Raw genomic sequence first — 24,411 nt, forward strand, 5'->3', positions numbered from 1 at the left:
AAATATGACGATGACTGCCGGGTGATCCTACAGCGTTCGGGCGCATAACGCCATGTCCGCCCCTTTACCGGAGACAATATTGATGTCCGCCGCCGCCGATTCAACCGCCGCGTTCGATCCGCGCTCCGCTGCCGCCCACCTCCTGCGCCGTGCCCGCTTCGGTGCCCTGGGGACGCTCGCGGCCGACGGCGCGCCCTATGTGTCCCTCGTCAATGTCGCGACGGCGATCGACGGCACGCCCGTCACTCTCATCTCGACGCTCGCCCTGCACACGCAGAACATCGCCCGCGACGCGCGCGTGTCGCTGCTCCTGACGCAGGTTGGCGCAGGGGATCCGAGCGCCCATCCGCGCATCACCCTCGCCGGCCGCGCCGTCGCGAGCGACGACGAGGCTCTGAAGCGCCGCTTTCTCGCCCGCCATCCCCTGTCGGCCGGCTATGCCGGCTTCAAGGATTTCGCCTTCTACCGCATCGAGATCACCGGAGCCCATCTCGTCGCCGGCTTCGGCCGCATCGTCGACCTTGCGCCGCAGGACCTCGTCGATGACCTGGCCGGCGCGGAGCACCTCGTCGAGAACGAGGCCGGCGCCGTCGCGCATATGAACGAGGATCATGCCGATGCCCTCGCCCTCTATGCGACGAAGCTGCTCGGCCTGCCCGAGGGAAACTGGCGCGCGAGCGGCATCGACCGGCGCGGCCTCGACCTCGTCTGCGGCGATCTGACCGGGAGACTGGACTTCCCGGCCCCGATCGGGGCGCCGGGCGAGCTGCGGCATGTCTTGAAGGACCTCGCCGCCGAGGCGCGCCGGCGCTGACGCATGCGACAGATACCGCCGGCCGGCCTGTCCGGCTTTAGCCCGAGTGGCTGACGGCGTCGGCAACGCAGGGCAGACCTTTCCACGGTCTTGCCCGGGCTTGACCCGGCCATCCACGCCTTTGACGTTGTAGAACGTTCTACCGCGTGGATGCCCGCAACGAGCGCGGGCATGACGGCGGGTGCGATTGTGCTTCAACGCCGCGGCGCCGCCAGAAGGGAGCGTCGGATCTTCACCGGTCACGCTTCGCGGCCGCACGCCGTTGCCGGCAAGGGAGCAATTCCCTTCAATCGATTCGATGGAACGAGCGGTCTGTCACCGCACTTGAAAGTCTGCCATATGCCGGGCATCGATGGTTCCGGCGGCTGCGGCGCGCGGATACAAGTCTCGCGGCTTCAAGGTCCATCATGCGTGGCGGCGGGGGCGCAAGGAGGTCATTCGTGGACAACGTCGGCGTATTCAACGGCGCATGCGGCGCCGAGAGCTTCGGCTTCAAACGGCTCAAGCGCGTTTTCTGGAACTTCGAGGCCCCGCGCCTCTATGAGGAAGCGCTCAAGCGCGGCGAGGCGATGCTCGCCAGGGGCGGCGCCCTTGCGGCCGAGACCGGCGTCCATACCGGCCGCAGCCCGAAGGACAAGTTCATCGTCAAGGACGATGCGACGCGCGATGAGGTCTGGTGGGACAACAACGGCGCCATCACGCCGGATCAGTTCGACGCGCTGCTCGCCGATTTCCTCGCCCATGCCGAGGGCAAGGAACTCTTTGCACAGGATCTCTACGGCGGGGCCGACCCGGCCTATCGCGTCAATGCCCGTGTCTTCACGGAATATGCGTGGCACTCGCTCTTCATCCGCAACCTCCTGATCCGCCCCGACGAGAGTGAGCTCGCCCGCTTCGCGCCGCAGCTCACCATCGTCGACCTGCCGTCCTTCCGGGCCGATCCCGCGCGCCACGGCGTGCGCTCGCAGACCGTGATCGCCTGTGATTTCTCGCGCGGCATCGTCCTCATCGGCGGCACGTCCTATGCCGGCGAGATGAAGAAGTCGGTCTTCACCTTCCTCAACTACGCCCTGCCCGGAAAGGGCGTGATGCCGATGCACTGCTCCGCCAATACCGGCGAGCGCGGCGATGTCGCGGTCTTCTTCGGCCTGTCCGGCACCGGCAAGACGACGCTGTCGGCCGATCCCTCGCGCACGCTCATCGGCGACGACGAGCACGGCTGGAGCGCCGGCGGCGTCTTCAATTTCGAGGGCGGCTGCTATGCCAAGACCATCCGCCTGTCGCGCGAGGCCGAGCCCGAGATCTACGCGACCACCGAGCGCTTCGGCACCATCCTCGAGAACGTCGCGCTCGATCCGCTGACGCGCGCGCCGGATTTCGACGACGGCTCGAAGACCGAGAACACGCGCTGCGCCTATCCGCTCGACTTCATCCCGAATGCGAGCGCAACGGGCCGCGCTGGCATGCCGAAGAATATCGTCATGCTCACCTGCGACGCCTTCGGCATCCTGCCGCCCATCGCCAAGCTGACGCCGGCCCAGGCCATGTATCACTTCCTCTCCGGCTACACGGCGAAGGTCGCCGGCACGGAGAAGGGCGTGAAGGATCCTGAGGCCACCTTCTCGACCTGCTTCGGCGCGCCGTTCATGCCGCGCCACCCCTCGGTCTACGGCAATCTGCTGCGCGACCTCATCGCCAAGCACGGGGTCGATTGCTGGCTCGTCAACACCGGCTGGACGGGCGGCAAGTACGGCGTCGGCCGGCGCATGCCGATCCGCGTCACAAGGCGGCTCCTGACGGCGGCGCTCGACGGCTCGCTGAACCGGGCCGACTTCCGGCAGGATCCCTATTTCGGCTTCGCCGTGCCGACGTCAGTGCCCGGTGTCGAGCCGCACATCCTCTATCCGGTGAAGACCTGGGCCAGCAAGGCCGAGTTCGCCGAGACGGCAAAGCGCCTCGTCGGCATGTTCCGGGACAACTTCAAGAAGTTCGAGGACCACGTCGACGCCGACGTGCGTTCGGCCGGCCCCGATCTGTCGATCGCGGCCTGATCAACGGCTTGCGGGCGCGCGAGACGCGCCCGCGCCTCCGGGCGGCGCCCTAAAGCGGGCCCGTCAGAGGCGCTCGTCGCGCTTCGAGAGAGCGGCTCGCAGCCGGTGCGCGAGACGGCCGGCGATTCCGGTGAGGCGGACCTGCAGCGGGGCGAGGCGCGCGAGCATCCCGGCCATCAGGCGCTCCACCCGCGTCGTCGGTACAACGGCGGCCACATCCGCATCCTCGCTGTCGAGGATGAGCGAGATCGTATGGGCGACGCCGTCGTCGACGCCGCGGGCGACGAGCGTCACCGGGCCGAGCGCGATGCGGTCGCCCTCGCGCACCCCCTCCTCGAAGGTGTCGCTGAACAGGCTGCCAACCGTCTGGTCGCTGATGTCCTCGTCGACTGCGATGCCGTAGGTTTGCGCAAGCTCACCCAGCCTGATCTCCGGACCGAAGCTGAACACGCCGGCCGAGGCCCGCCCCTGGTGGCCCTCGAAGGGGGCGAACAGGCGGTCGAGCCGGTTGACGCGCTGCGGCGGTGCCAGGAAATAGCCGTAGTCGCCGACGCGCAGCACCCCGGCCTCCTCCGGGGTGAGGACGGCGTTGCGCCGCACGATGAGCACCGCGCGCGCCCAGGGCGGCAGCCCGCCCCGGTCCATCACCGGGCTGTCGGCGAGCACGGGATAGCCAACCATCTCGTAGTCGAGCTGGCCCGGCAGGTCGATCTCGACGCGGCTCACCTCCGGCGCCGGGTCGGCGAGCGCCACGCCGGTGCTCTGCGCCGCGCGGGTCACGGTCCAGCCCTGCAGAAGCAATGAGACCAGCACGACGAAGAAGGCAACGTTGAAATAGACCTCAGCCTGCGGCAGCTGCGACAACATGGGGATGGCGGCAAGGAAGATCGAAACGGCCCCGCGCAGGCCGACCCAGGAGATGAAGAGCTTCTCGCGCACCGGGAAGCGGAAGGGCGTCAGACAAAGCCAGACCGCCACGGGGCGTCCGATGAAGATGAGGAAGAGTGCGATCGCCAGCGCCGGCACGGCATGCCCGAGAAGATCGGCGGGCGTCACGAGCAGGCCGAGCATCAGGAACATGACGATCTGGCACAGCCAGGTCGCCGCGTTGTGGAAGCTCAGGATCGAGGCGAAGGCCCTGACGGGCCGGTTGCCCACGATGATTCCGGCGAGGTAGACGGCGAGAAATCCCGACCCGCTGGCGAGCGACGTCATCGCATAGATCGCGACGGCGCTGGCGACGACGAGCAAGGGGTGCAGGCCCGAGGGAAAGGTGACGCGGTTGAGCACGAAGGTGATGGCGAAGCCGCCCGCGATCCCCGCCGCCGCACCGACAATGCCCTGACGCAGCAGGAGATCGACGAGGTCGGCCACGGACGAGGTGCCGTCCGCGCCGATGAGCTGCACCAGAAGGACGACGAGGAAAACGGCGGCCGGATCGTTGGTCGCCGATTCGACCTCCAGCGTCGCGTTGACCCGTCGTTTCAGCTGCAGGCCGCCGGCACGCAGCAGGAAGAAGACCGCAGCCGCATCCGTCGAGGCGACCACCGAACCGACGAGGAGCGCCTCGATCGGTCGCAGGTCCAGCACCAGCATGGCGACGAACCCGGTGAGCCCCGCCGTGATGACGACCCCGGCCGTGGCCAGCAGTGCTGCCGGCGCGACGGCCCCGCGGATGCCGGCGAAACGCGTGCGCAACCCGCCGTCGAAGAGGATGATGGCGAGCGACAGCGAGCCGACGAGATAGGTGGCGCGGTAGTCGCTGAAGTGAATGCCGCCGATGCCGTTCTCGCCCGCCAGCATGCCGATGGCGAGGAAGACGAGCAGCAGCGGCGCGCCGAAGCGCGAGGCGACGAGGCTCGAGGCGATGCCCACGACGACCAGGCCCGCGCCGAACAGAAGCAGAGAGTTGAGAACGACGATGCTGGTCATGCGTCTTTCGGAGCGGGCGCCATTGCTGCCGCCCGGAGCGAAATCGCGCCGGCCGGCGGAAGAAGGAATGTTACCTGAGGTTGAACCAGAATCCGGCGAATGCCGAATCGCTCTTTCATATGACAGCCCGTAAAGCCGGAATTCAGGCAAAATCGCGCAGAATGGTACGGCAGGCCGTATTGTTCTGCGGGTGTTGCGGCTGTGCCGCACTCCAGCGGTCCCCGGGCGACGCCGGGGTAACCGCCCCTTAATCCGCCACATTTATAGCTTGGTTGAGACGCTGCCCTGCAAGTGGCCGCGCGTTGCGGCTCGCGCAAACGGAGAGACATGGCGTTCAACCAATGGCACGATCGGCGGCCCATGCCCGGTTCGCAGGGTCAGACGCGGCCCGGTACCGTCAATGACGGGTTCGACCTGCGCCTGTCGCCGGACGACCGGCCCACTGGTATCGCCATCGGCGCGCCGCGCCGCACGGCCCGCCCGTCGCCGGACCGTCCGCAGGAGCGGCGCGAGCCAGCGTTCTCGGCGGCACCTGCCCGCACGGAGGTTCCCGGCGGCAACCTGGGGGAGGGCCTTCCCGAGGACGACCTTTTCCACGAGGATGACGTCATGGCGAGGCATGCGGCGGGTCACCGCTTCCGCAAGGGCGGCGGGCGCGGCAGGGGGGGTAGTGGCTCGGGCGGGGCGCGTCGCGGCGGCGGCCGCCGGCGGCGCTCGTTCCTCGGCTGGGTCGTGCGCAGCTGCGTCGTGCTCGCCATCTGGTGCGGCATCGCCGTTGCGGGCGTCGTCGCCTATCATTTCGCGCAGCTGCCGCCCATCGACCAGCTGACGGTGCCGAAGCGCCCGCCGAACGTCGCCATTGCCGCTTCCGACGGAACACTGATCGCCAACCGCGGCGACATGGGCGGGCGCGAGGTGAAGCTTTCCGAACTGCCGCCCTATCTGCCGAAGGCCTTCATCGCCATCGAGGACCGGCGCTTCTACGACCATTTCGGCGTCGATCCGCTCGGCATCACGCGCGCCATGTTGCGCAACGTGACCTCGCGCGGCGTCACCCAAGGCGGTTCCACGCTGACGCAACAGCTCGCCAAGAATCTCTTCCTCACCCAGGACCGCACGATCTCGCGCAAGATCCAGGAGGCGATCCTGGCGCTGTGGCTGGAGCAGAAGTTCACCAAGAACGAGATCCTGGAGCTCTATCTCAACCGGGTCTATTTCGGTGCCGGCTCCTACGGCGTCGAGGCGGCGGCGCTGCGCTATTTCGGCAAGTCGGCCCGCGAGGTGTCCCTGTCCGAGGCGGCGATGCTGGCCGGCCTCGTCCAGGCCCCGTCGCGCCTTGCCCCCAACCGCAACCCGGACGGGGCCGAGAAGCGAGCCCAGCTCGTGCTTTCGGCCATGGCGGACGAGGGCTTCATCACCGAGGCCGCGGCCAAGAGCGCGCTGATGGAGCCGGCCACGGCCATCAAGCCGCGCGGCGCCGGCTCGGCCAACTATGCCGCCGATTACGTCATGGATGTGCTGGAAGACTTCATTGGTCCCGTCCAGCAGGACGTCGTGGTCGAGACGACCATCGATGTCGGCATGCAGCGCGCGGCCGAGAGAGCGCTCGTCGAGGCGCTCGACAAGCAGGGCGGCAAGTACGGCGTCGGCCAGGGGGCCCTCGTCTCGCTCGCCACCGACGGCGGCATCCGCGCCCTTGTCGGCGGTCGCAACTACGGCCAGAGCCAGTTCAACCGCGCGACCGTGGCGATGCGCCAGCCGGGCTCCTCCTTCAAGCCCTTCGTCTATCTCGCCGCGCTCGAGAACGGGCTGACGCCGGACACGGTGCGCGAGGACGGGCCGGTCAACCTCAACGGCTGGCGCCCCGAGAATGCGAGCCGCAAATATGCCGGCCCCGTGACGCTGACGACGGCACTGGCGCGGTCGATCAACACGGTCACGGCGCAGCTCATCGCCGAGATGGGACCGAAGGCGGTGGTGCGGACGGCCCAGCGCCTCGGCATCACCTCGCCGCTGCAGCCCAACCTGTCGCTGTCGCTCGGCACCTCCGAGGTGCGGCCCATCGAGCTCGTCGCCGCCTATGCCGCCTTCGCCAATGGTGGCACGGGTGTCATCCCCTATCTCATCCGCGAGGTGAAGACGCCGGACGGCAAGGTGCTGTTCCAGCGCACGCCGACCGATCTTGGCCGCGTCATCGAACCGCAGCACGTGGCCGACATGAACATGATGCTGCGCCAGACCCTGCTGACGGGTACCGGCCGCCGCGCCGAGCTCGCCGGCTGGGAAGCCGCAGGCAAGACGGGCACCAGCCAGGAATATCGTGACGCGTGGTTCCTCGGCTATACTGGCAGCCTCGTCACCGGTGTGTGGCTCGGCAACGACGACAGCAAGCCGACGAAGAAGGCCTCCGGCGCAAACTTGCCCGCCGAGATCTGGAAGACCTACATGACCGCGGCCCTGAAGGGCCAATCTCCGGTGCCGCTGCCCGGTGGGCCGTTCAACCGCCTGCCGCCCGCCGACGACGAAGCGCTCGTCGCTGATGGTGGCTATGCCGGTGCTCCTCCGCCGGCGGCCGTCGGCAGCCCGCCTGCCCAGGCTGCTGCGCCACAGCGTCAGCGCGGTCTGCTGGAGATGCTCTTCGGCGGGTGAGGCGATCAGGCCCCGGCGCGGATGTGCCGGCTACCCGTGAAGAGGGCAAGGGCCCCGACCCCGATCATCGTGATGGTCGCCGCGAGTGGCACGGCGGAGTCGGCCACGACGTGGCCGACATAGAGCCCGATGAGGGCCGCAAATGTCATCTGGCAGATGCCGAGCAGGGAGGAGGCCGCACCTGCCCGCTCCGGAAAGGGCATCATGGCTGACGCTGCTGTCTGCGGCATCACGAGGCCGACGCCGAAGGTGTAGACGGCCATGGGCAGGACCACGGCAAAGACCGAGGCGACGCCAGCGAGCGCGAACGCCAGCATCACAAGGCCGGCGGCGGCGAGGCAGGCCGTGCCGAGGGCGATGGTGCCGTCGAGCCCGTGTCGGCCGACGAGCCGCTGGGCCAGCACCGTGCCGCTGATATAGCCGATCACCACGGTGCCGAAGGACAGGCCGAAGGCGATCTCGCCGAGGCCATAGAGATTCTGCAGCACGAAGGACGAGCCGGAGATGAAGCTGAACAGCCCGGCATAGGTCAGGGCGGCGAGGCCGACGTAGACGCGGTAGAGCCGGCTCGCGATGACGATGCGGAATTCGCCGCCGATGCGGGCCAGCGACAGCTGCCCTTCGGGGCGGCGCCGCAGGGTCTCGGGCAAGGCTGCGGCCACGACGGCGGCGAGAACGAGACCGCAGGCGAGGGCGACGACGAAGCTCGCCCGCCAGCCGTAGTGCGCCTGCAGGACGCCGCCGAGGGCAGGAGCGAGCGCTGGCACGAGGCCCATGATCGTGCCCATGCGGGAGAGTTCGCGTCCCGCCCGCGGCCCCTCGTAGAGATCGCGCACGACCGCGCGGGCGAGCACGATCGGCCCCGAGGCGCCGAGCGCCTGGGCGAAGCGCGCAGCTGTCAGCCATTCGATCGAGGGAGCCAGTGCGCAGGCTGCGGTCGCTGCGGCGAAGAGACCGAGTCCGGCGAGCAGCACCGGCCGGCGGCCGTAATGGTCGGACAGCGGCCCGTGCACGAACTGGCCGGCCGCGAAGCCAAAGAGGAAGGCGGACAAGGTCATCTGCACCTCGGCCGCGCCGGTATTGAAGAAGGCGGCAATGGCGGGCAGCGAAGGCAGGTACATGTCCGTCGACAGTGGCCCGAGCGCGGTCAGCAGGGCAAGCGTCGCGGTCATCGCGAGGGTGTCGGGTGAAAGGCGCATGGGAACCGGTCAGCCGGGAGTGAGGGCATCATCCTCTAGGCGTCGCGGGCGCCTGTCGAGCCTTCAGCCGTAGCGATGGAGGGCGGTGCCATGGCGCTTGAACCAGGCCTCGGCCTCGTCCGTACGCGGGCACAATGCCTTCGTCAGCCGCCAGAAGCGCACGGAATGGTTCATCTCCTTGAGATGCGCCACCTCGTGCGCGGCGAGATAATCGAGCACGAAGGGCGGCGCGAGGATAAGCCGCCAGGAGAAGTTGAGGCGCCCCGCGGCGCTGCATGAGCCCCAGCGGCTCGTCGTGTCGCGGATGGTGACGGCGCTCGCCTTGCGGCCGAGGGTGTTCGTGTGCCGCTCGACCGCTGCCCGCAGGTCGCGCTCGGCCTCGCGCACGAGGAAATCGCGCAGCCGTCGCGGCACGTGCACGGCCTCGCCGCCGACGCTGATGATGGCGGCTCCGTCGCCGTCGCGGCCCGCCGCAGCGGGCGAGCGCTGTCCCGCAAGGTGGACGATGCGGTGCAGCTCGCCGCGTAGCGGCACCAGCGCGCCGGGCAGCAGGGGCACGCGCTCCGGCACCCGCTCGAGTCGCGTCGCCAGCCAGCCGCCGTGGGCGTCGGCGAATTGCCGGGCGCGTGCGAGCGGCGTGCGCTCCGGCAGGGTGAGGATGGCCTCGCCGGTCGCTCCCGAGACGCGCAGCGTGATCCGCCGCGCGCCGGCGCGCCGCTTCACCGTGACCCGGTAGTCCTCGCCCGCATGGCGGACGAGGATATGGTCCGGATCGCCGGTGCGATCGTCGGGAGGCTTGATGCGCCGGAAGAGGCTTCGCATGAGCGGATGATGGCGATTCGGCCGGAACCCGTCACCAGAAATGCGGAGGGCCGTGGCCCGTCCGCTCACTCGGCTGCGACCCGCCGCGGCTTCCTCTTGCCGTGCATCGCTTCGATCGTGGCGATGAAATCGGCGATGCGCGGCGCGATCTCGGCGCGGAAGCGCGAGCCGTTGAACACGCCGTAGTGTCCGACGCTCTTCTGCAGGTGATGGACCCGCATCTCCACCGGGATGTTGACGCACAGGTCGTGTGCCGCCTCGGTCTGCCCGACACCCGAGATGTCGTCCTTCTCGCCCTCCACCGTCATCAGCGCGACGCGGCGGATGGCGGTGAGGTCGACCGGCTTGTCGCGGTGCATCATCTCGCCTTTCGGCAGGGCCTGGCGGACGAAGACCGTGTCGACCGTCTGCAGGTAGAACTCCGCCGTGAGGTCCATGACGGCGAGATATTCGTCGTAGAAGTCCCGGTGCTTGTCGGCCGAATCGCCGTCGCCCTCGACGAGGTGGTTGAACATCTCGAGATGGGCCGAGATGTGCCGGTCGAGGTTCATGGCCATGAAGCCCGAGAGCTGCAGGAAGCCGGGGTAGACCGAGCGCATGAAGCCCGGGTTCGGGAACGGCACGCGGAAGATGCAGTTGCGGCGGAACCACTCGGTGCCGCGCTCCTCGGCGAGCTTGTTCACGGCCGTCGGTGAGCGGCGCGTGTCGATCGGACCGCCCATCAGCGTCATCGAGCGGGGCACGAACGGGTCATTCTGCGCTTCCATGCGCGCGATGGCGGCGATCACCGGCACCGCCGGCTGACAGACGGCGAGGACATGCACGTCCGGGCCGAGCACATGCAGCATGGAGATGACGTAGTCGATGTAATCGTCGAGGTCGAACCGGCCCTCGGACAGCGGGATCATGCGCGCGTCCGCCCAATCGGTGATGTAGACCTCGTGCGTCGGCAGGAAGGTCTCGACCGTTCCGCGCAGCAGCGTCGCATAGTGACCCGACATGGGCGCCACCACGAGCATCTTCGGCTGGTTCGGGGTACCTCCCGGCATCGACCGGTCGAAATGGACGAGATTGCAGAACGGTCGCTGCCAGACGATGCGCTCGCGCACACGGGCGCGCTGCCCGCCGACGGCAGTGGTCGTGAAGCCGAACTCGGGCTTGCCGTAGCGGCGCGTCGACCGTTCGAACAATTCGCAGGCCGCCGAGACCGAGCGCCCGTAGGGAGTGTTCGTCAAGGGGTTGGCAGGGTCGGAGAAGACGGCCTGGGTCGCGCCGGACAGGAGCCGGGCGGGACCGACCGCCGCATGCGCCGCCTCGTACCAGTAGTAGGCGAGATTCATTCCCACCTCCTTAGATTCGTTTGCGCGCTGCAGCGAATCACATGCGATGCTGCAGTGCAATATCGCCTCGACTGTATCGCCGATTTGGATCGATTCAAACCTTTAAGTTATCAACAACCTATTAAACAATCGTCCAAGGGACAGCTTTGATCCATCGGAAAGAATGCCTGTCACCTATTGCAACGCACATGGGAATACGAGGCGATCATTGTGCCCGCGCGCGCAGCGTGCTTGGTAGGCACCGGGCAGGGTTCGATGCCCGTTTCATGCCGCGCGCAGAGATGGCAGCGAGAAGGGCAGGACATGCCGATGGCCGACAAAGCCTTCGTCGACTTCCGACACGCGCAGCAGCTGCGGCTCGACACGCTGGTGCGCCTGCGCTGGCTAGCCGTCATCGGCCAGAGCACGGCGGTAGCCGGCGTTCACTTCGGCCTCGGTTTTCCCCTGCCGTTCGGCCTGTGCTTCCTCGTCATCGCCGTCTCGGCTTGGCTCAACATCGCCCTGCGCATCCGCTATCCGGTCAGCCACCGCCTTGGCGATGGCGCGGCATCGGTGCTGCTCGGCTATGACATCCTGCAGCTTGCGGCGCTGCTCTATCTGACGGGCGGGCTGGACAACCCGTTCTCGCTGCTGTTCCTCGCGCCGGTCCTCATCTCGGCGACGGCGCTGCCGCCTTGGCGGACCCTGGCGCTCGGGCTCCTCGCCATGGCCTGCGCCACCGGGCTCGCCTTCCTGCATCAGCCGCTTCCCTGGCAGCCCGGTGAGGTGTTCCAGCTGCCCTTTCTCTATACTGCCGGTATCTGGGCCGCGATCTTCCTCGGGCTGAGCTTCACGGGCATCTATGCCTGGCGTGTCGCTGAGGAGGCTCGCCAGCTCGCCGACGCGCTGAGCGCGACCGAGCTGGTTCTGGCGCGTGAGCAGCACCTATCGCAGCTCGACGGTCTTGCGGCCGCCGCCGCCCACGAGCTCGGCACGCCGCTCGCCACCATCGCGCTCGTCGCCAAGGAGCTCAGCCGGCAGGCCTCCCCCGAGAGCGCCATGGGCGAGGACATCGCGCTGCTGCGCGAGCAGGTGGAGCGCTGCCGCGGCATCCTCGGCAAGCTCACCTCCCTCGGCACGGAGGACGCGAGCCCGCTGGAAAGCCTGACCCTGCACCACCTCATCGAGGAAGTGGCCGGGCCGCAGCGGCCCTTCGGCGTGCCGATCTCGGTGTCCTTGTCGGGCGAGCCGCCGGAGCCGGTCTGCCGCCGCAATCCCGGCATGCTCTACGGGCTCGGCAATCTCGTCGACAACGCGCTCGATTTCGCCCGTTCCAGGGTCGACATCCGCGCCCATTGGGACGCGGAGACCGTAGCCATCACCGTGGCCGACGACGGGGCCGGCTTTGCCCCGGAGGTGCTGCTGCGCCTCGGGGAACCATACGTCACCACCCGTGGCGTCGGCCGGCGGGCCGGCGGCGAGGCCTCGGGCCTCGGCCTCGGCCTTTTCATCGCCAAGACGCTGCTCGAGCGCTCGGGCGCGACGCTTGCCTTCCGCAATGCAGCCGCACCGGCCCAGGGCGCCGTCGTGACGGTCTCCTGGCCACGCGCGGCCTTCGAACGCACCAGTGTGGCGGCCTGACGGCACGGTTTTTCGTGACAGGAAGGCGAAACGTCCTATCTATAGGGTCGGGAGGTCGAAATGTGCAGCTGGCGCGCACGCGCGCAGCTGTCAAAGCGAGGTTGATGATGCAGGTGAGTGCGAGCGAGCCCGGTTCCGACCAGAGCCTCCTCATAGTCGATGACGATCGGCCATTCCTGACGCGCTTGGCGCGCGCCATGGAGAGCCGCGGTTATTCCGTGCGGACCGCCGAGTCGGTGGCCGAGGGGCTCGCTGCCATCGACGAGGATCCGCCGGCCTTCGCGGTGATCGACATGCGACTCGGCGACGGCAACGGCCTCGATGTCGTCACGCGCCTCAAGGAGCGCCGGCCCGACGCCCGCGGTATCATGCTGACCGGTTACGGCAATATCGCCACTGCCGTCTCGGCCGTGAAGCTCGGCGCCTACGACTATCTCGCTAAGCCGGCCGATGCGGACGAGATCCACGCCGCCCTGATGGCGCGTGGCGGGGTTCGCGCCGCTCCGCCCGAAAACCCGATGTCGGCGGATCGGGTGCGCTGGGAGCATATCCAGCGGGTCTACGAATTGTGCGGCCGCAACGTCTCCGAGACGGCGCGCCGGCTCAACATGCACCGGCGGACCCTGCAGCGGATCCTCGCCAAGCGCGCGCCGCGCTGAGCCGGTTGCGAGCAGGAGGGCGGGCGATGCGCGCCGGGATGTGCGTTTCGGCACGGATGGCGGTCGGGGCCTGCTCTAGTTCTTGCTCATCGCCGGACCGGAGCCTTCGGGCATGAAGCGCAGAATCGCCGCCATTCTCGCCGCCGACGTGGCCGGCTATTCGCGGCTCGTCGCCGAGGCGGAGGAGGAGACACTGCAGCGGCTCGCCGCCTATCGCGAAGTGTTCGACGAATTCGTCGGCCGGCACGGTGGGCGCATCTTCAACACAGCCGGCGATTCGGTGATGTGCGCCTTCGACAGCGCAGTGGAAGCGACGCGCTGCGCCATCGACATCCAGGAATCGCTGCGCACCCGCAACCTGTGCCTGCCCGCCAATCGGCGGCTGCAGTTCCGCATCGGCATCAGCATCGGCGACGTGGTCGAGCGGGATGGCGACATGCTGGGTGACGGCGTCAACATCGCCGCGCGCCTCGAGAGCCTCGCCGAGCCCGGCGGCATCTGCGTCTCGCGCTCGGTGCACGAGACGGTGGCGAACAAGATTTCCGTGCCCTTCCGCGACATCGGCGCGCGTGAGGTGAAGAACATTCCGCAGCCCGTGCACGCCTTCGTCGTCGCCTGGCCGCAGCAGGTCGCGGAGGTCGCCGACAGGCGCGCTTTGGGGGGCCTTTTCGCGGCCCTGCCGCGGCCCGGCGCCCCGATGCTGATGGCGCTTGCGGCGGCCGTGGTTGTCGCCGTCGCGGTCGTCCTATGGGCCGCCGGCGCGCTGACCGGCCGGGCGCCCTCGACAACCCCGCCGACCGCAGGCACGCCGCCGTCCGGCCATGCCACCGGCGCCGCGGGGCCCGACGAGCAGGACCCGGCCGCCGCCTTCGCCGCCCTTGCCCGGCGCGGCGGCATCGTGCCCGACGCCTCGACCGCCGCCGAACTCTACCATAACGCCCGACTCTATGAAGCGCGCGGCGACACACCCGAGGCACGCCGTGCCTATCTCGCCCTCGCCCGCCTCGGCGGCGAGCAGATCGATCCCCTCCTGCGCCTTGCGGCGCTGCTGCGCGCAGGGGAGGGGCGGGCCGGCGCGCGGGAGGTTTTCGGCGAGCTTCTCGCGCGTCGCGCGACGCGCGCGGCCGCCCTCGTCCATGCCTTGCAGTTCGAGGGGGCCGAGCGGCGGACGAAGGTCGAGGCCTTCGCCGCCGCCCATCCCGATTTCGCTCCGACCTTCTACCTGCTCGCCGGCGAATATGGCGAAGGGCGCCTCGGCACCCGCACGCTGACCGACCGGCGGCTGGAATTCGAGGCGCTCGAGCGCTTCCTCGCCGCCGACGAGGAGGGGCGGCTGCCGCCCTTCTTCCTCGACCAGTCGGTGCTGGCCGAGTGGCTCGACGATGCGCGCCGGCGCCGGGGCGAAACGGAGGCCTTCTTCGCCACCGGCACGACGCGGCCGGTCGCCTCCTTCACGCGCTCGAACGCCGGCTGGCATGCCGCGCTGTCCATGCCCGAGCCTGCGACGGCCATCACCTACCGCATTGGCGACACGGGCGAATTCCGCGTAACGGGCACGAGCCAGGTCCTCGACCCGCGCACCGGCAAGCCGGCGCCGCTGACGAGCTTTCCCCTGCCGGCCGACCAGGAGAAGACCTCCGTCTACGTCATGTACGACGATGCGGCCGGCCGGCCGGTCGGGCCCTTCGTCATCGACTTCGACCCGCATGCGGCGCTCGTCGCCGGCCAGCGCGACGCGCTCAGGCAGACCCCGGGCGCCTGGATCGCCTTCCGCGCCGACGGGCCGACGCTCGTCTACTATACCCACCTCGTCAGCTACCGCTGCGCTCTGCAGAGGGCGGTGATGGGCATCGACGGCGGTCCGCTGGAGACCGTGCTGCCATTGCCGCCCTGCGACGAGAGCAATCCTTATGCGGTGCCGGCGAACGTGCGGCCCTATCTCGTCGTCCCCGACGACACGCGCACCGTTTCCGTGCAACTCGTCTTCGCCGACGGCAGCCGCTCGCAGGTGGAGACCTTCCGCCGGCCCGCCGCCCGGGACTGAATGATCTCGTGCCACACGCGGTCTTTTCGCGCGTCTGCGCGCGTGGCATCGTCGCCCCGCTGCGGCCGGCCGCGGCGCAGAGGAGGGTCTTGCGATGGAATGGGCGATTCTCGGCATCGTCGTCGTGGCGGTGCTTTATGCGATCATGGTCTACAACGGCCTCGTGTCGCTGCGTCAGCGAGTCAACCAGGCCTTTGCCGACATCGACGTCCAGCTGAAGCAGCGGCACGATCTCATCCCCAATCTCGTCGAGACCGTGAAGGGCTATGCCGCCCACGAGCGCGGCACGCTCGACGCCGTCGTGCAGGCCCGCAATGCCGCGCTCGGCGCGCACGGTCCGGCCCAGCAGGCGGCGGCCGAGCAGGCGCTCAGCGGTGCGCTCGGCCGCCTCATCGCCCTTGCCGAGGCCTATCCGGACCTCAAGGCCAACACCAATTTCCAGCAACTGCAGGTCGATCTCTCCGACATCGAGAACAAGCTCGCGGCGGCGCGGCGCTTCTTCAACAATGCGGTGTCGGAATACAACGCCGCCATCCAGGCCTTCCCCGCCGTGCTGTTCGCTGCGAGCTTCGGCTTCACCCAGCGCGAGTTCTTCGACGTCGGCGAAACGGCCCGGCAGCAGCTCGACGTCGCCCCGCAGGTCAAGTTCTGACGAAAGGGGCCGGGCATGCTGCCCGCCTTCGGCCTCTACAGCCACATCCGCAACAACCGCATCCGCTCGGGGCTGCTGCTCGCCGGGCTGTTCCTCCTCGTCTACGTGCTGACCTATGCCGGGGCGCTCATTGCCGAAACGATGACGCGGGACGACACGCTCGACGGCTATCTGCGCGGCGCCTTCGGCGGTCTCCTCACCGCCTTTCCGTGGGTGACCCTCGGCACGGGACTGTGGCTCGCCGTCGCCTGGAAGTTCCACCAGGGCATGATCGCGCTTCTGACCGGCTCGCACAGGGTGACGCGCGAGGAGGAGCCGAAGCTCTACAACCTGCTCGAGAACCTATGCATCTCGCGCGGCCTGCCCATGCCGCGCCTCAGCGTCATGGAGAGCGAGGCGCTCAACGCCTTCGCCACCGGGCTCAACGAGGAGCAATATGCCGTCACCGTGACGCGCGGGCTCATGGGCGCGCTGACCGATGCCGAGATGGAGGCCGTGCTCGCGCACGAGCTCACCCATATCCGCAACGGCGACGTGCGCCTGATGGTCATCGCCGTCGTCATCGCGGGGGTCGTCTCCTTCTTCGGGGAGCTCATGTTCCGCGGCCTGACGCGCATGTCGTGGCGCGGCTCTTGGCGCGGCGAGTCGTCCCGGCCGTCCTCCTCTTCATCGTCGGGCGGCCGCAAGGGCGGCGGCGGGGCGGCGGCCATCGCCATCCTCATCGCCGTCGTCCTCATCCTCCTCTCGTGGTTCCTGTCGATCCTCATCCGCTTTGCGCTGTCGCGCTCGCGCGAATATCTCGCCGATGCGGGGGCGGTGGAGCTCACCAAGAACCCGGATGCCATGATCGGGGCGCTGCTCAAGATCTCGGGCCGCGGGGAATTGGCGAACGTGCCGTCCGGCCTCATGGAGATGTGCGTCGACAACCCGCGCTCGGGCTTTGCGGACCTCTTCGCGACGCATCCCTCCATCGACGATCGTATCGATGCCCTCGTGCGCTTTGCCGGCGGCCGGCGGCCCGAGCCGGCGGAGACAGTACCTCACATCACAGGGCGGCCAGACGCCGACCCATCTCCCTCCGGCACGGCGCCGCCGCATGGCCCGTGGGGCTGAGCTTGCGGGCCGCCTGGTCCGTCCATATCTGTAGCGTTTACAGGTATGGAGACGACGATGCCCGAGGACCTGTCGATCGGTGCCCTGTCGCAGGCGACGGGCGTCAATATCGAGACCATCCGCTATTACGAGAAGATCGGCCTCCTGCTGCCGCCGCCGCGCACCGAGGGCCGGCAGCGGCGCTATGACGGCACGGCGGTGCGGCGCCTGCGCTTCATCCGGCACGCCCGTGACCTCGGCTTTTCCGTCGACGCGATCCGCGATCTCATCGCCATGGCGGCCGACCCGGCAGCCTCCTGTTCGGGCGCCGATGCCATCGCCCGTGCGCACCTCAAGGATGTCGAGCGGCGCATCGCCCAGCTCGTGGCCCTGCGCGACGAGATCGCCCGCATGCTCGACCATTGCGGCGACGGCACCATCGCCGATTGCCGCGTCATCGAGATTCTGGCCGACCACGGCCAGTGCCTGCACGAGGACCATCGCTCACCGGCCTGACGGGCTGCGGCCCCTCTTGCCATTGTCCGGCAGCTTCGATATGTAACGTTACAACGTTACATTCTGGAGATTGCCATGACCGTCGACGGACGTCTTCCGGTCACCGTCCTCTCGGGCTTCCTCGGCGCCGGCAAGACGACGCTGCTCAATCACCTGCTCAACAATCGCGACGGGCGGCGCATGGCCGTCATCGTCAACGACATGAGCGAGGTGAACATCGATGCCGACCTGGTGCGCGCCGGCGACGCCGACCTGGCGCGCACGGGCGAGCGCCTCGTGGAGATGACCAACGGCTGCATCTGCTGCACGCTGCGCGACGACCTGCTCGAGGAGGTGCGCCGCCTCGCCGAGGCCGGGCGCTTCGACTATCTCGTCATCGAGGGCACCGGCATTGCCGAGCCGCTGCCGATCGCGGCGACCTTCTCCTTCCGCGATGGCGAGAACCGCTCGCTGTCGGACGTTGCCCGGCTCGACACCATGGTCACCGTCGTCGATGCGGTGAACCTGACCCGGGACTACGGCAGCCGCGATTTTCTCAGCGACCGCGGCGAGACCGCCGGCGAGGAGGACGAGCGCACGCTCGTTGACCTGCTCGTCGACCAGATCGAGTTCGCCGACGTGATCGTCCTCAACAAGGTCGGCGATGCGACGCCCGGGCAGCGCGAGAGCGCCCGCACCATCGTCAAGGCGCTCAATCCGACGGCCCGGCTGATCGAGACGGATTTCTGCCGCGTCGAGCCGGAGGCCATCCTCGACACCGGCCTCTTCGACGAGGAGGAGGCCGCCCGCCATCCGCTCTGGTACAAGGAGCTCTTCGGCCATGCCGACCATGTGCCGGAGACCGAGGAATACGGCATTACGAGCTTCGTCTACCGGGCGCGGCGGCCGTTCCATCCCGAAAAGTTCAACGCCTTTCTCGCCCGCACCTGGCGGGGCCTCATCCGTGCCAAGGGCCATTTCTGGCTGGCGACGCGGCCGGACTGGGTGGGCGAGATGAGCCTCGCCGGCGCCATCTGCCGCACGGAGGCGGTCGGCTTCTGGTGGGCCGCGGTCCCGCGCGCGCAATGGCCGCACCACGAGAGCTGGAAGGGGCTCATCGCCCGCCACTGGCACCGCGTGTGGGGCGACCGCCGGCAGGAGCTCGTCTTCATCGGCGCCAGCCTCGACGAGGCGACCATCCGCGCCGCGCTCGACGAATGTCTCGTCGGCAGCCCGGATGCCCTGCGCTTCAACCCCGCCGATTTCGCCGGCCTGGCCGATCCCTTCCCCACCTGGCGCCGCGCCATGGCGGCGTGACGCCCTTCTTCTTCTTTTGGGAGCATTTCATGCGTCTTCTATCTCTCGCGGCGGCGCTTGCGCTCGCCCTTCCCTCGCTCGCCCAGGCGCACGGTATCTGGATTGCCCAGCGGACCGGCGAACTCGCCATTGTCTACGGCCATGGCGGCTCCGACGATGCCTACGATCCTGCCAAGGTCAGGGCGGTCGCGGCCCGGACGGCCGCGGGCGCCTCGGCACCCGTGAAGATCGCCCGGCGCGAGAGGAACGTTGTCATTGCCCCGGCCGAGGAGGCGGCCGTCGTCACCGTCGTCTTCGACGGCGGCTTCTGGGCGAAGACCAGGGAGGGCAAGTGGGTCAACAAGGGGCGCCGCGACGTGCCGGATGCCGAGAGCGCCAGCCATTCGCTCAAATACAACACGACGGTCCTCACCGGCATCGGCGGCCCGCTCGCATCGCAGGGCCTGCCGCTCGAGATCGTGCCGCTCGCCGATCCGATGACGCTGAAGCCGGGCGACGACCTGCCCGTTCAGGTGCTGAAGGACGGTAAGCCGCTGGCGGGCGTGGGCGTCATGGCCGACTACGTCAACGAGAGCCACGGCGCGCCGATGACGACGGACGCCGAGGGCAAGGCGGTCGTGGTGGTGCGCAACGACGGCCTCAACGTCATCGCCGTCTCCGCCTCCGAGCCGACGCCGGGCGATGCCGACGTCGACCGCAAGGGCCTGTTCGCCACCCTGTCTTTCATGCTGCCGCACGTCGAGTAGGCCGGGCACGGCGGCGATCAGGTCAATCGCATATGAGGAGCGAATTGATCCCTCCTCTTTTGGGGGAGGGTAGATCGCGCCGTAGGCGCGAGACGGGTGGGGTCAAGGCGCGAATGGTGTTCACAATCTGAGCCGCGGCTCCCTCCGTCGCTGCTACGCAGCGCCACCTCCCCCGTGCCGGGGAGGATCAGGGCGTCGATCGCCCCCTTCCGGTCCCGCATCCGGGACGCTATAGCGGATCGGGCCGCCCTGACCGGGCGGTCGGATCCCCGGGGACAGCGGCATGATGGCGAATATCGCGGTCGGCTTGTCGGTCAGCATGATCAACGTCGGCCTGCACGCCCTCGTCTCGGTGGCGCTGGTCCATTGGCTTGACCGGCTCGGCCTCGGTCACCGGCGCCATCGCCGGCTGACGCTCGCCGTCGTCATGGGTGCCACCGGCGGCCTGCTGACGCTGACGCACATGGCCGAGGTGGCGCTGTGGGCCCTCGTCTATGTCCTCATCGGCGCGGCTCCCGCGAGCGGCAATGATTTCTACTTCGCCTTCATCAATTATACGACGCTCGGCTACGGCGACCTCCTGCCCGATGAGGGATGGCGCCTTCTCGGCCCGATGGCGGCGGCGAACGGCGTGCTCCTCTTCGGCTGGTCGACAGCGCTCATCTTCGGCGCGCTGCAGCGTGCAGCCCGCCGGCTCGGCCTGGAGAAGGCTTAAGGCGCGGCATAGGTGCCGCGCCCGTTTCTTCAGTTTGCGGGCATTGCCGTCTCGACCAGCGTCGCCCAGTAGCCGACGCCGACGGGGATGGCCTCGTCATTGAAGTCGTAGGCGGGGTGGTGCAGGCCCGCCGAATCGCCATTGCCCATGAAGATGAAGGCGCCGGGGCGCGCTTCGAGCATGAAGGAGAAGTCCTCCGCGCCCATGGTCGGCGGCACCTCAAGGTCCACCGCGCCTGCACCCGCGGCCACTTTGGCGGCGATGCCCGCGGCGAATTGCGTCTGCGCCGCATGGTTGCGCGTGACCGGATAGCCGCGCTCGTACTCGACCGTCGCCGTGGCGCCGAAGGCCCGCGCGATGGTGGTGACGATCTCCTTCAGCCGCGTCTCGCACAGGTCGCGCAGCTCCGGCGTCAGCGTGCGCACGGTGCCCATGAGCTCGGCCGTCTGCGGGATGACGTTGAAGGCCTCGCCCGCCTTGAAGGCGGTGACCGAGACGACCGCCGATTCGAGCGGGTCGGCGTTGCGGGAGACGATCGACTGCAGGGCCGTGACGATGTGGGTCGAAACGAGGAGGGTGTCGATGGTCTCGTTGGGCTTGGCGGCATGGCCGCCCTTGCCCTCGACGCGGATGCGGAAGCGGTCCGCCGCCGCCATCAGCGGGCCGGGACGCAGCGCGAAGGAGCCCACGGGAAGTCCCGGCATGTTGTGCATGCCATAGACCTCCTGCACGCCGAAGCGGTCCATCACCCCGTCCTCGATCATGGCCCGCGCGCCGCCGCCGCCTTCCTCGGCGGGCTGAAAGAGGAGGACCACGGTGCCGTCGAAGTCGCGCGTCTCGGCGAGATAGCGCGCCGCGCCGAGCAGCATGGCGGTATGGCCGTCGTGGCCGCAGGCATGCATCTTGCCGGACACTTTCGAGCGATAGGGCAGGTTCGTCTCTTCCTCGATCGGCAACGCGTCCATGTCGGCCCTGAGGCCGATGACCTTGCCCGAGCCGCTCCTGCGCCCGCGGATGACACCGACAACACCGGTTCGGCCGATACCGGTCACGACCTCGTCACAGCCGAAGGACGCCAGCTTCTCGGCGACGATGCCGGCGGTGCGGTGCACGTCGTAGAGCAGCTCGGGATTGCTGTGAAAATCGCGGCGCCAGGCGGTGATCTCGTCCTTGAGCGCGGCGATGCGGTCGATGTTCGGCATGGGAAAAACGGCCCCTCGTGGCTGGCTCGCGCCCGGTCGGGCGCGCTTTGCTCAGCAAAACGAAGCCGTCCGGCAAGGTCAACCGCGCAGCGCGCATGGGCCGGGGCCGCAGGGCCCGGTGCGCGCATGCGCAGTCCGACACGGCACCGAATGGCCACTAGACCGTTGCAGGTGACACTGTCTATTGTTCGCATCAGAGCCGAATGAAACGGCCGGCGGCGCGTCCGCCACCCAGATCGAGCCTTGACCCGCGCCAAGACGGGTCGTGCCAGAGAGGACCATCATGCTGAAATTCGTCAGGGGGGCTGCCGTGGCGTCCTTCGCCGGCCTGTTGCTGGCCGGTGCGCCGCTGCAGGCCAAGACGCTGCGCTTCGCCTTTCAGGGCGACTACAAGTCGCTCGATCCTTATACGCTCAACGAGACCTTCACCCTTGGCATGCATGCCGCGGCCTACGAGGGCCTCACCAAACGCGATCCCGAGCTCAAGATCATTCCGGGCCTCGCCGAACGCTGGGAGGTCCTGGACGATGGCAAGCGCTGGCGCTTCTACCTGCGCCAGGGCGTGAAATTCCACAACGGCAACGCCTTCAATGCCGACGACGTGCTGTTCTCGGCCGACCGCGTGCGTGCCGACGGGTCCGACCTCAAGACCCGCATCCCGCCCGAGGCCAAGTTCGTCAAGGTGGACGACTACACGGTCGACGTGGAACTGCCGGCCCCCAACCCGATCCTGCACTACGAGTGGGATACCTGGTACATCATGGACAAGGAGTGGTCGGAGGCGAACAACGCCGGCAAGCCGACCCCCGCTGCCGCGACCACGCCGAGCTATGCGGCGCTCAACGCCAACGGCACCGGTCCCTTCGTGGTCGAGAGCCACCAGCCCGGGGTCAAGACCGTCTGGAAACCCAACCCGGCCTGGTGGGACAAGCCGCAGCACAATCTGACCGAGGCCATCTTCACGCCGATCGCCTCCGATGCGACGCGCGTCGCCGCCCTTCTCTCCGGCGAGGTGGACTGGATCGACCCCGTGCCGCTGCAGGACGTGGACCGTGTCAATGCGAGCGCCAACGCCTCGGTCATGCAGGGGCCGGAACTGCGCACCATCTTCCTCGGCTTCGACCAGTATCGCGACGAACTCCTCTATTCCAACGTGAAGGGCAAGAACCCCTTCAAGGACAAGCGCGTGCGCGAGGCCGTGTACAAGGCCATCGACATCGAGGTCATCAAGGACAAGGTCATGCGCGGCGCCGCGACGCCGAGCGCGCTGATGATCTCGCCGCTGCTGTTCGACCTGTCGGAGGACTTCAAGCGACCTGCAGCCGATCCCGAAGGGGCCAAGAAGCTTCTTGCGGAGGCCGGCTACGGCGAGGGCTTCGAGGTCGGTATGGACTGCCCGAACGACCGCTACGTCAACGACGAGCGGATCTGCCAGGCGGTGGTCGGCATGCTGGCACGCGTCGGCATCAAGGTGAACCTCAACGCCCAGCCCAAGGCCAAGTATTTCGCCAAGGTGCTCGCCGCCGGCGGCTACGACACCTCGTTCTACCTGCTGGGGTGGACGCCGGGCTCCTTCGATTCCTACAACGTCCTCGCCAACATGTACCGCTGCCGCGACGAGAAGGGCAACGGCGGCAACAACAACCTCGGCAACTACTGCAACCCGAAGATGGAGGAATTGATCAAGCAGGTCCTCGGCGAGACGGATACCAAGAAGCGCAACGAGCTCATCAAAGCGGCCTATACCCTCGGCCAGGAAGAGGACTGGGGCTATGTGCCGCTGCATCAGCAGGCGCTGGCCTGGGGTGTCGCCAAAAACACCAAGGTGGTGCAGCGCGCCGACAACCAGTTCCTGTTCTACTGGGTGACCAAGGAGTAAGGGGGCGAAAGGCTGCACGCCGGCGTGCAGCCTTGTCCAAGGCGAACCGCTCCCGCGTTCTCGCGTAAGTACCGTGCCCGTTGATGCCGGGCACGGGAAGGGCGGCGGTTTATCTGGCCGGCGGGAGCCGGCGCCGGAGCGGTGCACCGCATCCTCGGTTGCGGGCCGCCGTCGCCCAACACGAAGAGCAGTCCATGCTTGCCTTCATCATCCGCCGCCTCGTCCAGTCCATCGGCGTGCTGCTGGCGGTGGCCTTCATCGCCTTCGCGATGTTCCGCTTCGTCGGCGATCCGGTGAACCAGATCGTCAGCATCGAAGCCTCGGCCGAGGAGCGGGCGCAGATCCGCGAGAGCCTCGGCCTCAACGACCCTTTCGTCGTGCAGTTCGCCCGCTATGTCGGCCGGGCGGCGACGCTCGACTTCGGCATCTCCTACCAGTTCCGCCAGCCGGTCACGAAGCTGCTCGGCGAGCGCATGCCGGCAACCCTGGAACTCGCGCTCGTCTCCGCCGTCTTCGCCCTCGTCGTCGGCATCCCGATGGGCGTCTACACGGCGCTCCGGCGCGACAGCTGGCTCGCCAAGCTCTTTCAGGCGGTTTCACTCGTCGGCGTCAGTCTTCCGACCTTCCTCATCGGCATCCTGCTCATCTATGTCTTCGCCGTCACCCTCGGCTGGCTGCCCTCCTTCGGGCGGGGCGAGGTGGTGCGGCTTGGCGACTGGTGGACGACGGGCTTCCTCACCACCTCCGGCCTCAGGGCGCTCATCCTGCCGTCGATCACGCTCGGCCTCTTCCAGATGACGCTGATCATGCGCCTGGTGCGTGCCGAGATGCTCGAGGTGCTGCGCACGGATTACATCAAGTTCGCCCGCGCCCGTGGGCTGACGCGCCGGGCCATAAACTTCGGCCATGCGCTCAAGAACACGCTGGTGCCGGTCATCACCATCACGGGCCTGCAGCTCGGCTCCATCATTGCCTTCGCCATCATCACCGAGACGGTGTTCCAGTGGCCGGGCATGGGCGTGCTCTTCCTGCAGGCGGTGCAGAACGTCGATATTCCCATCATGGCCGCCTACCTGCTGCTGATCGCCTTCCTCTTCGTCGTCATCAACCTCGCCGTTGATCTTCTCTACGCGGTCGTCGACCCGCGCCTGAAGGTCACGGTGCGCGCCGCATGAGGAACGAG

Annotated in this window: 19 protein-coding genes; 14 read left to right on the plus strand and 5 right to left on the minus strand. The window is 68.3% G+C overall.

Features of this window, described 5'->3' with window-relative positions:
- Positions 1 to 82: 82 nt before the first annotated feature.
- Positions 83 to 814, plus strand: a complete 732-nt coding sequence (locus tag P2T65_RS07230; protein WP_276199491.1) for a DUF2470 domain-containing protein — start codon at positions 83 to 85, stop codon at positions 812 to 814.
- A gap of 440 nt (positions 815 to 1,254) precedes the next feature.
- Positions 1,255 to 2,865 carry a phosphoenolpyruvate carboxykinase gene (locus tag P2T65_RS07235; protein WP_276199492.1) on the plus strand — a complete coding sequence of 537 codons (1,611 nt, stop codon included), beginning with the start codon at positions 1,255 to 1,257 and terminating at the stop codon, positions 2,863 to 2,865.
- 63 nt (positions 2,866 to 2,928) lie between these two features.
- On the opposite strand, the gene P2T65_RS07240 is transcribed toward P2T65_RS07235, so the two are convergent.
- Positions 2,929 to 4,797, minus strand: a complete 1,869-nt coding sequence (locus P2T65_RS07240; protein WP_276199493.1) for a potassium/proton antiporter — start codon at positions 4,795 to 4,797, stop codon at positions 2,929 to 2,931.
- 360 nt (positions 4,798 to 5,157) lie between these two features.
- On the opposite strand from P2T65_RS07240, the gene P2T65_RS07245 reads away from it, so the two are divergent.
- Positions 5,158 to 7,446 carry a penicillin-binding protein 1A gene (locus P2T65_RS07245; protein ID WP_245282577.1) on the plus strand — a complete coding sequence of 763 codons (2,289 nt, stop codon included), beginning with the start codon at positions 5,158 to 5,160 and terminating at the stop codon, positions 7,444 to 7,446.
- Positions 7,447 to 7,451: 5 nt separating this feature from the next.
- Here the strand turns inward: P2T65_RS07245 and P2T65_RS07250 are convergent, their stop codons facing one another.
- The 3 genes from P2T65_RS07250 to phaZ all read right to left on the minus strand — a co-directional run bounded on the left by P2T65_RS07250 (position 7,452) and on the right by phaZ (position 10,807).
- Positions 7,452 to 8,618 (minus strand): multidrug effflux MFS transporter, encoded by a 1,167-nt coding sequence (locus P2T65_RS07250; RefSeq protein ID WP_276199494.1) that lies wholly within the window; start codon positions 8,616 to 8,618, stop codon positions 7,452 to 7,454.
- Between the two features lie 90 nt (positions 8,619 to 8,708).
- Entirely contained in the window at positions 8,709 to 9,467 is a 759-nt protein-coding gene (locus P2T65_RS07255; RefSeq protein WP_276199495.1) for a SprT family zinc-dependent metalloprotease, read from the minus strand.
- A 65-nt stretch (positions 9,468 to 9,532) separates the two neighbouring features.
- Complete coding sequence (phaZ, locus tag P2T65_RS07260) at positions 9,533 to 10,807, minus strand: polyhydroxyalkanoate depolymerase (protein WP_055459548.1); 1,275 nt, start codon at positions 10,805 to 10,807, stop codon at positions 9,533 to 9,535.
- 303 nt (positions 10,808 to 11,110) lie between these two features.
- Here phaZ and P2T65_RS07265 point away from each other — a divergent pair, with 303 nt between their 5' ends.
- From P2T65_RS07265 to P2T65_RS07305, 9 genes are all read left to right on the plus strand, one after another.
- Entirely contained in the window at positions 11,111 to 12,427 is a 1,317-nt protein-coding gene (locus tag P2T65_RS07265) for an ActS/PrrB/RegB family redox-sensitive histidine kinase (protein WP_198300578.1), read from the plus strand.
- A gap of 104 nt (positions 12,428 to 12,531) precedes the next feature.
- Positions 12,532 to 13,086, plus strand: coding sequence for an ActR/PrrA/RegA family redox response regulator transcription factor (locus tag P2T65_RS07270; RefSeq protein ID WP_055459549.1), 555 nt, complete (start codon positions 12,532 to 12,534; stop codon positions 13,084 to 13,086).
- Between the two features lie 112 nt (positions 13,087 to 13,198).
- Positions 13,199 to 15,130 (plus strand): adenylate/guanylate cyclase domain-containing protein, encoded by a 1,932-nt coding sequence (locus P2T65_RS07275; RefSeq protein WP_276199496.1) that lies wholly within the window; start codon positions 13,199 to 13,201, stop codon positions 15,128 to 15,130.
- A 94-nt stretch (positions 15,131 to 15,224) separates the two neighbouring features.
- Positions 15,225 to 15,782 (plus strand): LemA family protein, encoded by a 558-nt coding sequence (locus P2T65_RS07280; protein ID WP_019402408.1) that lies wholly within the window; start codon positions 15,225 to 15,227, stop codon positions 15,780 to 15,782.
- 18 nt (positions 15,783 to 15,800) lie between these two features.
- A complete protein-coding gene (locus tag P2T65_RS07285) occupies positions 15,801 to 16,895 on the plus strand; it encodes a M48 family metallopeptidase (protein ID WP_063186941.1) in 1,095 nt (364 codons plus the stop codon).
- A gap of 57 nt (positions 16,896 to 16,952) precedes the next feature.
- On the plus strand, positions 16,953 to 17,390 hold the full coding sequence (locus P2T65_RS07290; RefSeq protein ID WP_055459552.1) for a helix-turn-helix domain-containing protein: 438 nt from the start codon (positions 16,953 to 16,955) through the stop codon (positions 17,388 to 17,390).
- Positions 17,391 to 17,465: 75 nt separating this feature from the next.
- A complete protein-coding gene (locus tag P2T65_RS07295) occupies positions 17,466 to 18,686 on the plus strand; it encodes a GTP-binding protein (RefSeq protein WP_276199497.1) in 1,221 nt (406 codons plus the stop codon).
- A 29-nt stretch (positions 18,687 to 18,715) separates the two neighbouring features.
- Positions 18,716 to 19,432, plus strand: coding sequence for a DUF4198 domain-containing protein (locus P2T65_RS07300; protein ID WP_276199498.1), 717 nt, complete (start codon positions 18,716 to 18,718; stop codon positions 19,430 to 19,432).
- 283 nt (positions 19,433 to 19,715) lie between these two features.
- Entirely contained in the window at positions 19,716 to 20,147 is a 432-nt protein-coding gene (locus P2T65_RS07305) for a potassium channel family protein (RefSeq protein WP_063186852.1), read from the plus strand.
- Positions 20,148 to 20,176: 29 nt separating this feature from the next.
- On the opposite strand, the gene P2T65_RS07310 is transcribed toward P2T65_RS07305, so the two are convergent.
- A complete protein-coding gene (locus P2T65_RS07310) occupies positions 20,177 to 21,349 on the minus strand; it encodes a M20 aminoacylase family protein (protein ID WP_276199499.1) in 1,173 nt (390 codons plus the stop codon).
- A gap of 283 nt (positions 21,350 to 21,632) precedes the next feature.
- On the opposite strand from P2T65_RS07310, the gene P2T65_RS07315 reads away from it, so the two are divergent.
- Together P2T65_RS07315 and P2T65_RS07320 are read left to right on the plus strand one after the other, a co-directional pair.
- Positions 21,633 to 23,228, plus strand: a complete 1,596-nt coding sequence (locus tag P2T65_RS07315; RefSeq protein WP_055459556.1) for an ABC transporter substrate-binding protein — start codon at positions 21,633 to 21,635, stop codon at positions 23,226 to 23,228.
- A 194-nt stretch (positions 23,229 to 23,422) separates the two neighbouring features.
- Positions 23,423 to 24,403 (plus strand): ABC transporter permease, encoded by a 981-nt coding sequence (locus P2T65_RS07320; RefSeq protein WP_055459557.1) that lies wholly within the window; start codon positions 23,423 to 23,425, stop codon positions 24,401 to 24,403.
- Positions 24,404 to 24,411 lie beyond the last annotated feature (8 nt).

Origin of the sequence: Chelatococcus sp. XZ-Ab1 (assembly GCF_029309855.1) — a bacterium.
In the GTDB taxonomy this organism is placed as follows: Bacteria; Pseudomonadota; Alphaproteobacteria; order Rhizobiales; family Beijerinckiaceae; genus Chelatococcus_A; species Chelatococcus_A sambhunathii.

Bases quoted from the DNA above. Each gene is read 5' to 3' on its own strand.
- P2T65_RS07305 (WP_063186852.1), top strand. From the start codon at position 19,716: ATGATGGCGAATATCGCGGTCGGCTTGTCGGTCAGCATGATCAACGTC.
- P2T65_RS07300 (WP_276199498.1), top strand. From the start codon at position 18,716: ATGCGTCTTCTATCTCTCGCGGCGGCGCTTGCGCTCGCCCTTCCCTCG.
- P2T65_RS07275 (WP_276199496.1), top strand. From the start codon at position 13,199: ATGAAGCGCAGAATCGCCGCCATTCTCGCCGCCGACGTGGCCGGCTAT.
- P2T65_RS07315 (WP_055459556.1), top strand. From the start codon at position 21,633: ATGCTGAAATTCGTCAGGGGGGCTGCCGTGGCGTCCTTCGCCGGCCTG.
- P2T65_RS07250 (WP_276199494.1), bottom strand. From the start codon at position 8,618: ATGACCGCGACGCTTGCCCTGCTGACCGCGCTCGGGCCACTGTCGACG.
- P2T65_RS07310 (WP_276199499.1), bottom strand. From the start codon at position 21,349: ATGCCGAACATCGACCGCATCGCCGCGCTCAAGGACGAGATCACCGCC.
- P2T65_RS07320 (WP_055459557.1), top strand. From the start codon at position 23,423: ATGCTTGCCTTCATCATCCGCCGCCTCGTCCAGTCCATCGGCGTGCTG.
- P2T65_RS07245 (WP_245282577.1), top strand. From the start codon at position 5,158: ATGCCCGGTTCGCAGGGTCAGACGCGGCCCGGTACCGTCAATGACGGG.
- P2T65_RS07255 (WP_276199495.1), bottom strand. From the start codon at position 9,467: ATGCGAAGCCTCTTCCGGCGCATCAAGCCTCCCGACGATCGCACCGGC.
- P2T65_RS07240 (WP_276199493.1), bottom strand. From the start codon at position 4,797: ATGACCAGCATCGTCGTTCTCAACTCTCTGCTTCTGTTCGGCGCGGGC.
- P2T65_RS07280 (WP_019402408.1), top strand. From the start codon at position 15,225: ATGGAATGGGCGATTCTCGGCATCGTCGTCGTGGCGGTGCTTTATGCG.
- P2T65_RS07295 (WP_276199497.1), top strand. From the start codon at position 17,466: ATGACCGTCGACGGACGTCTTCCGGTCACCGTCCTCTCGGGCTTCCTC.
- phaZ (WP_055459548.1), bottom strand. From the start codon at position 10,807: ATGAATCTCGCCTACTACTGGTACGAGGCGGCGCATGCGGCGGTCGGT.
- P2T65_RS07230 (WP_276199491.1), top strand. From the start codon at position 83: ATGTCCGCCGCCGCCGATTCAACCGCCGCGTTCGATCCGCGCTCCGCT.
- P2T65_RS07290 (WP_055459552.1), top strand. From the start codon at position 16,953: ATGCCCGAGGACCTGTCGATCGGTGCCCTGTCGCAGGCGACGGGCGTC.
- P2T65_RS07265 (WP_198300578.1), top strand. From the start codon at position 11,111: ATGCCGATGGCCGACAAAGCCTTCGTCGACTTCCGACACGCGCAGCAG.
- P2T65_RS07270 (WP_055459549.1), top strand. From the start codon at position 12,532: ATGATGCAGGTGAGTGCGAGCGAGCCCGGTTCCGACCAGAGCCTCCTC.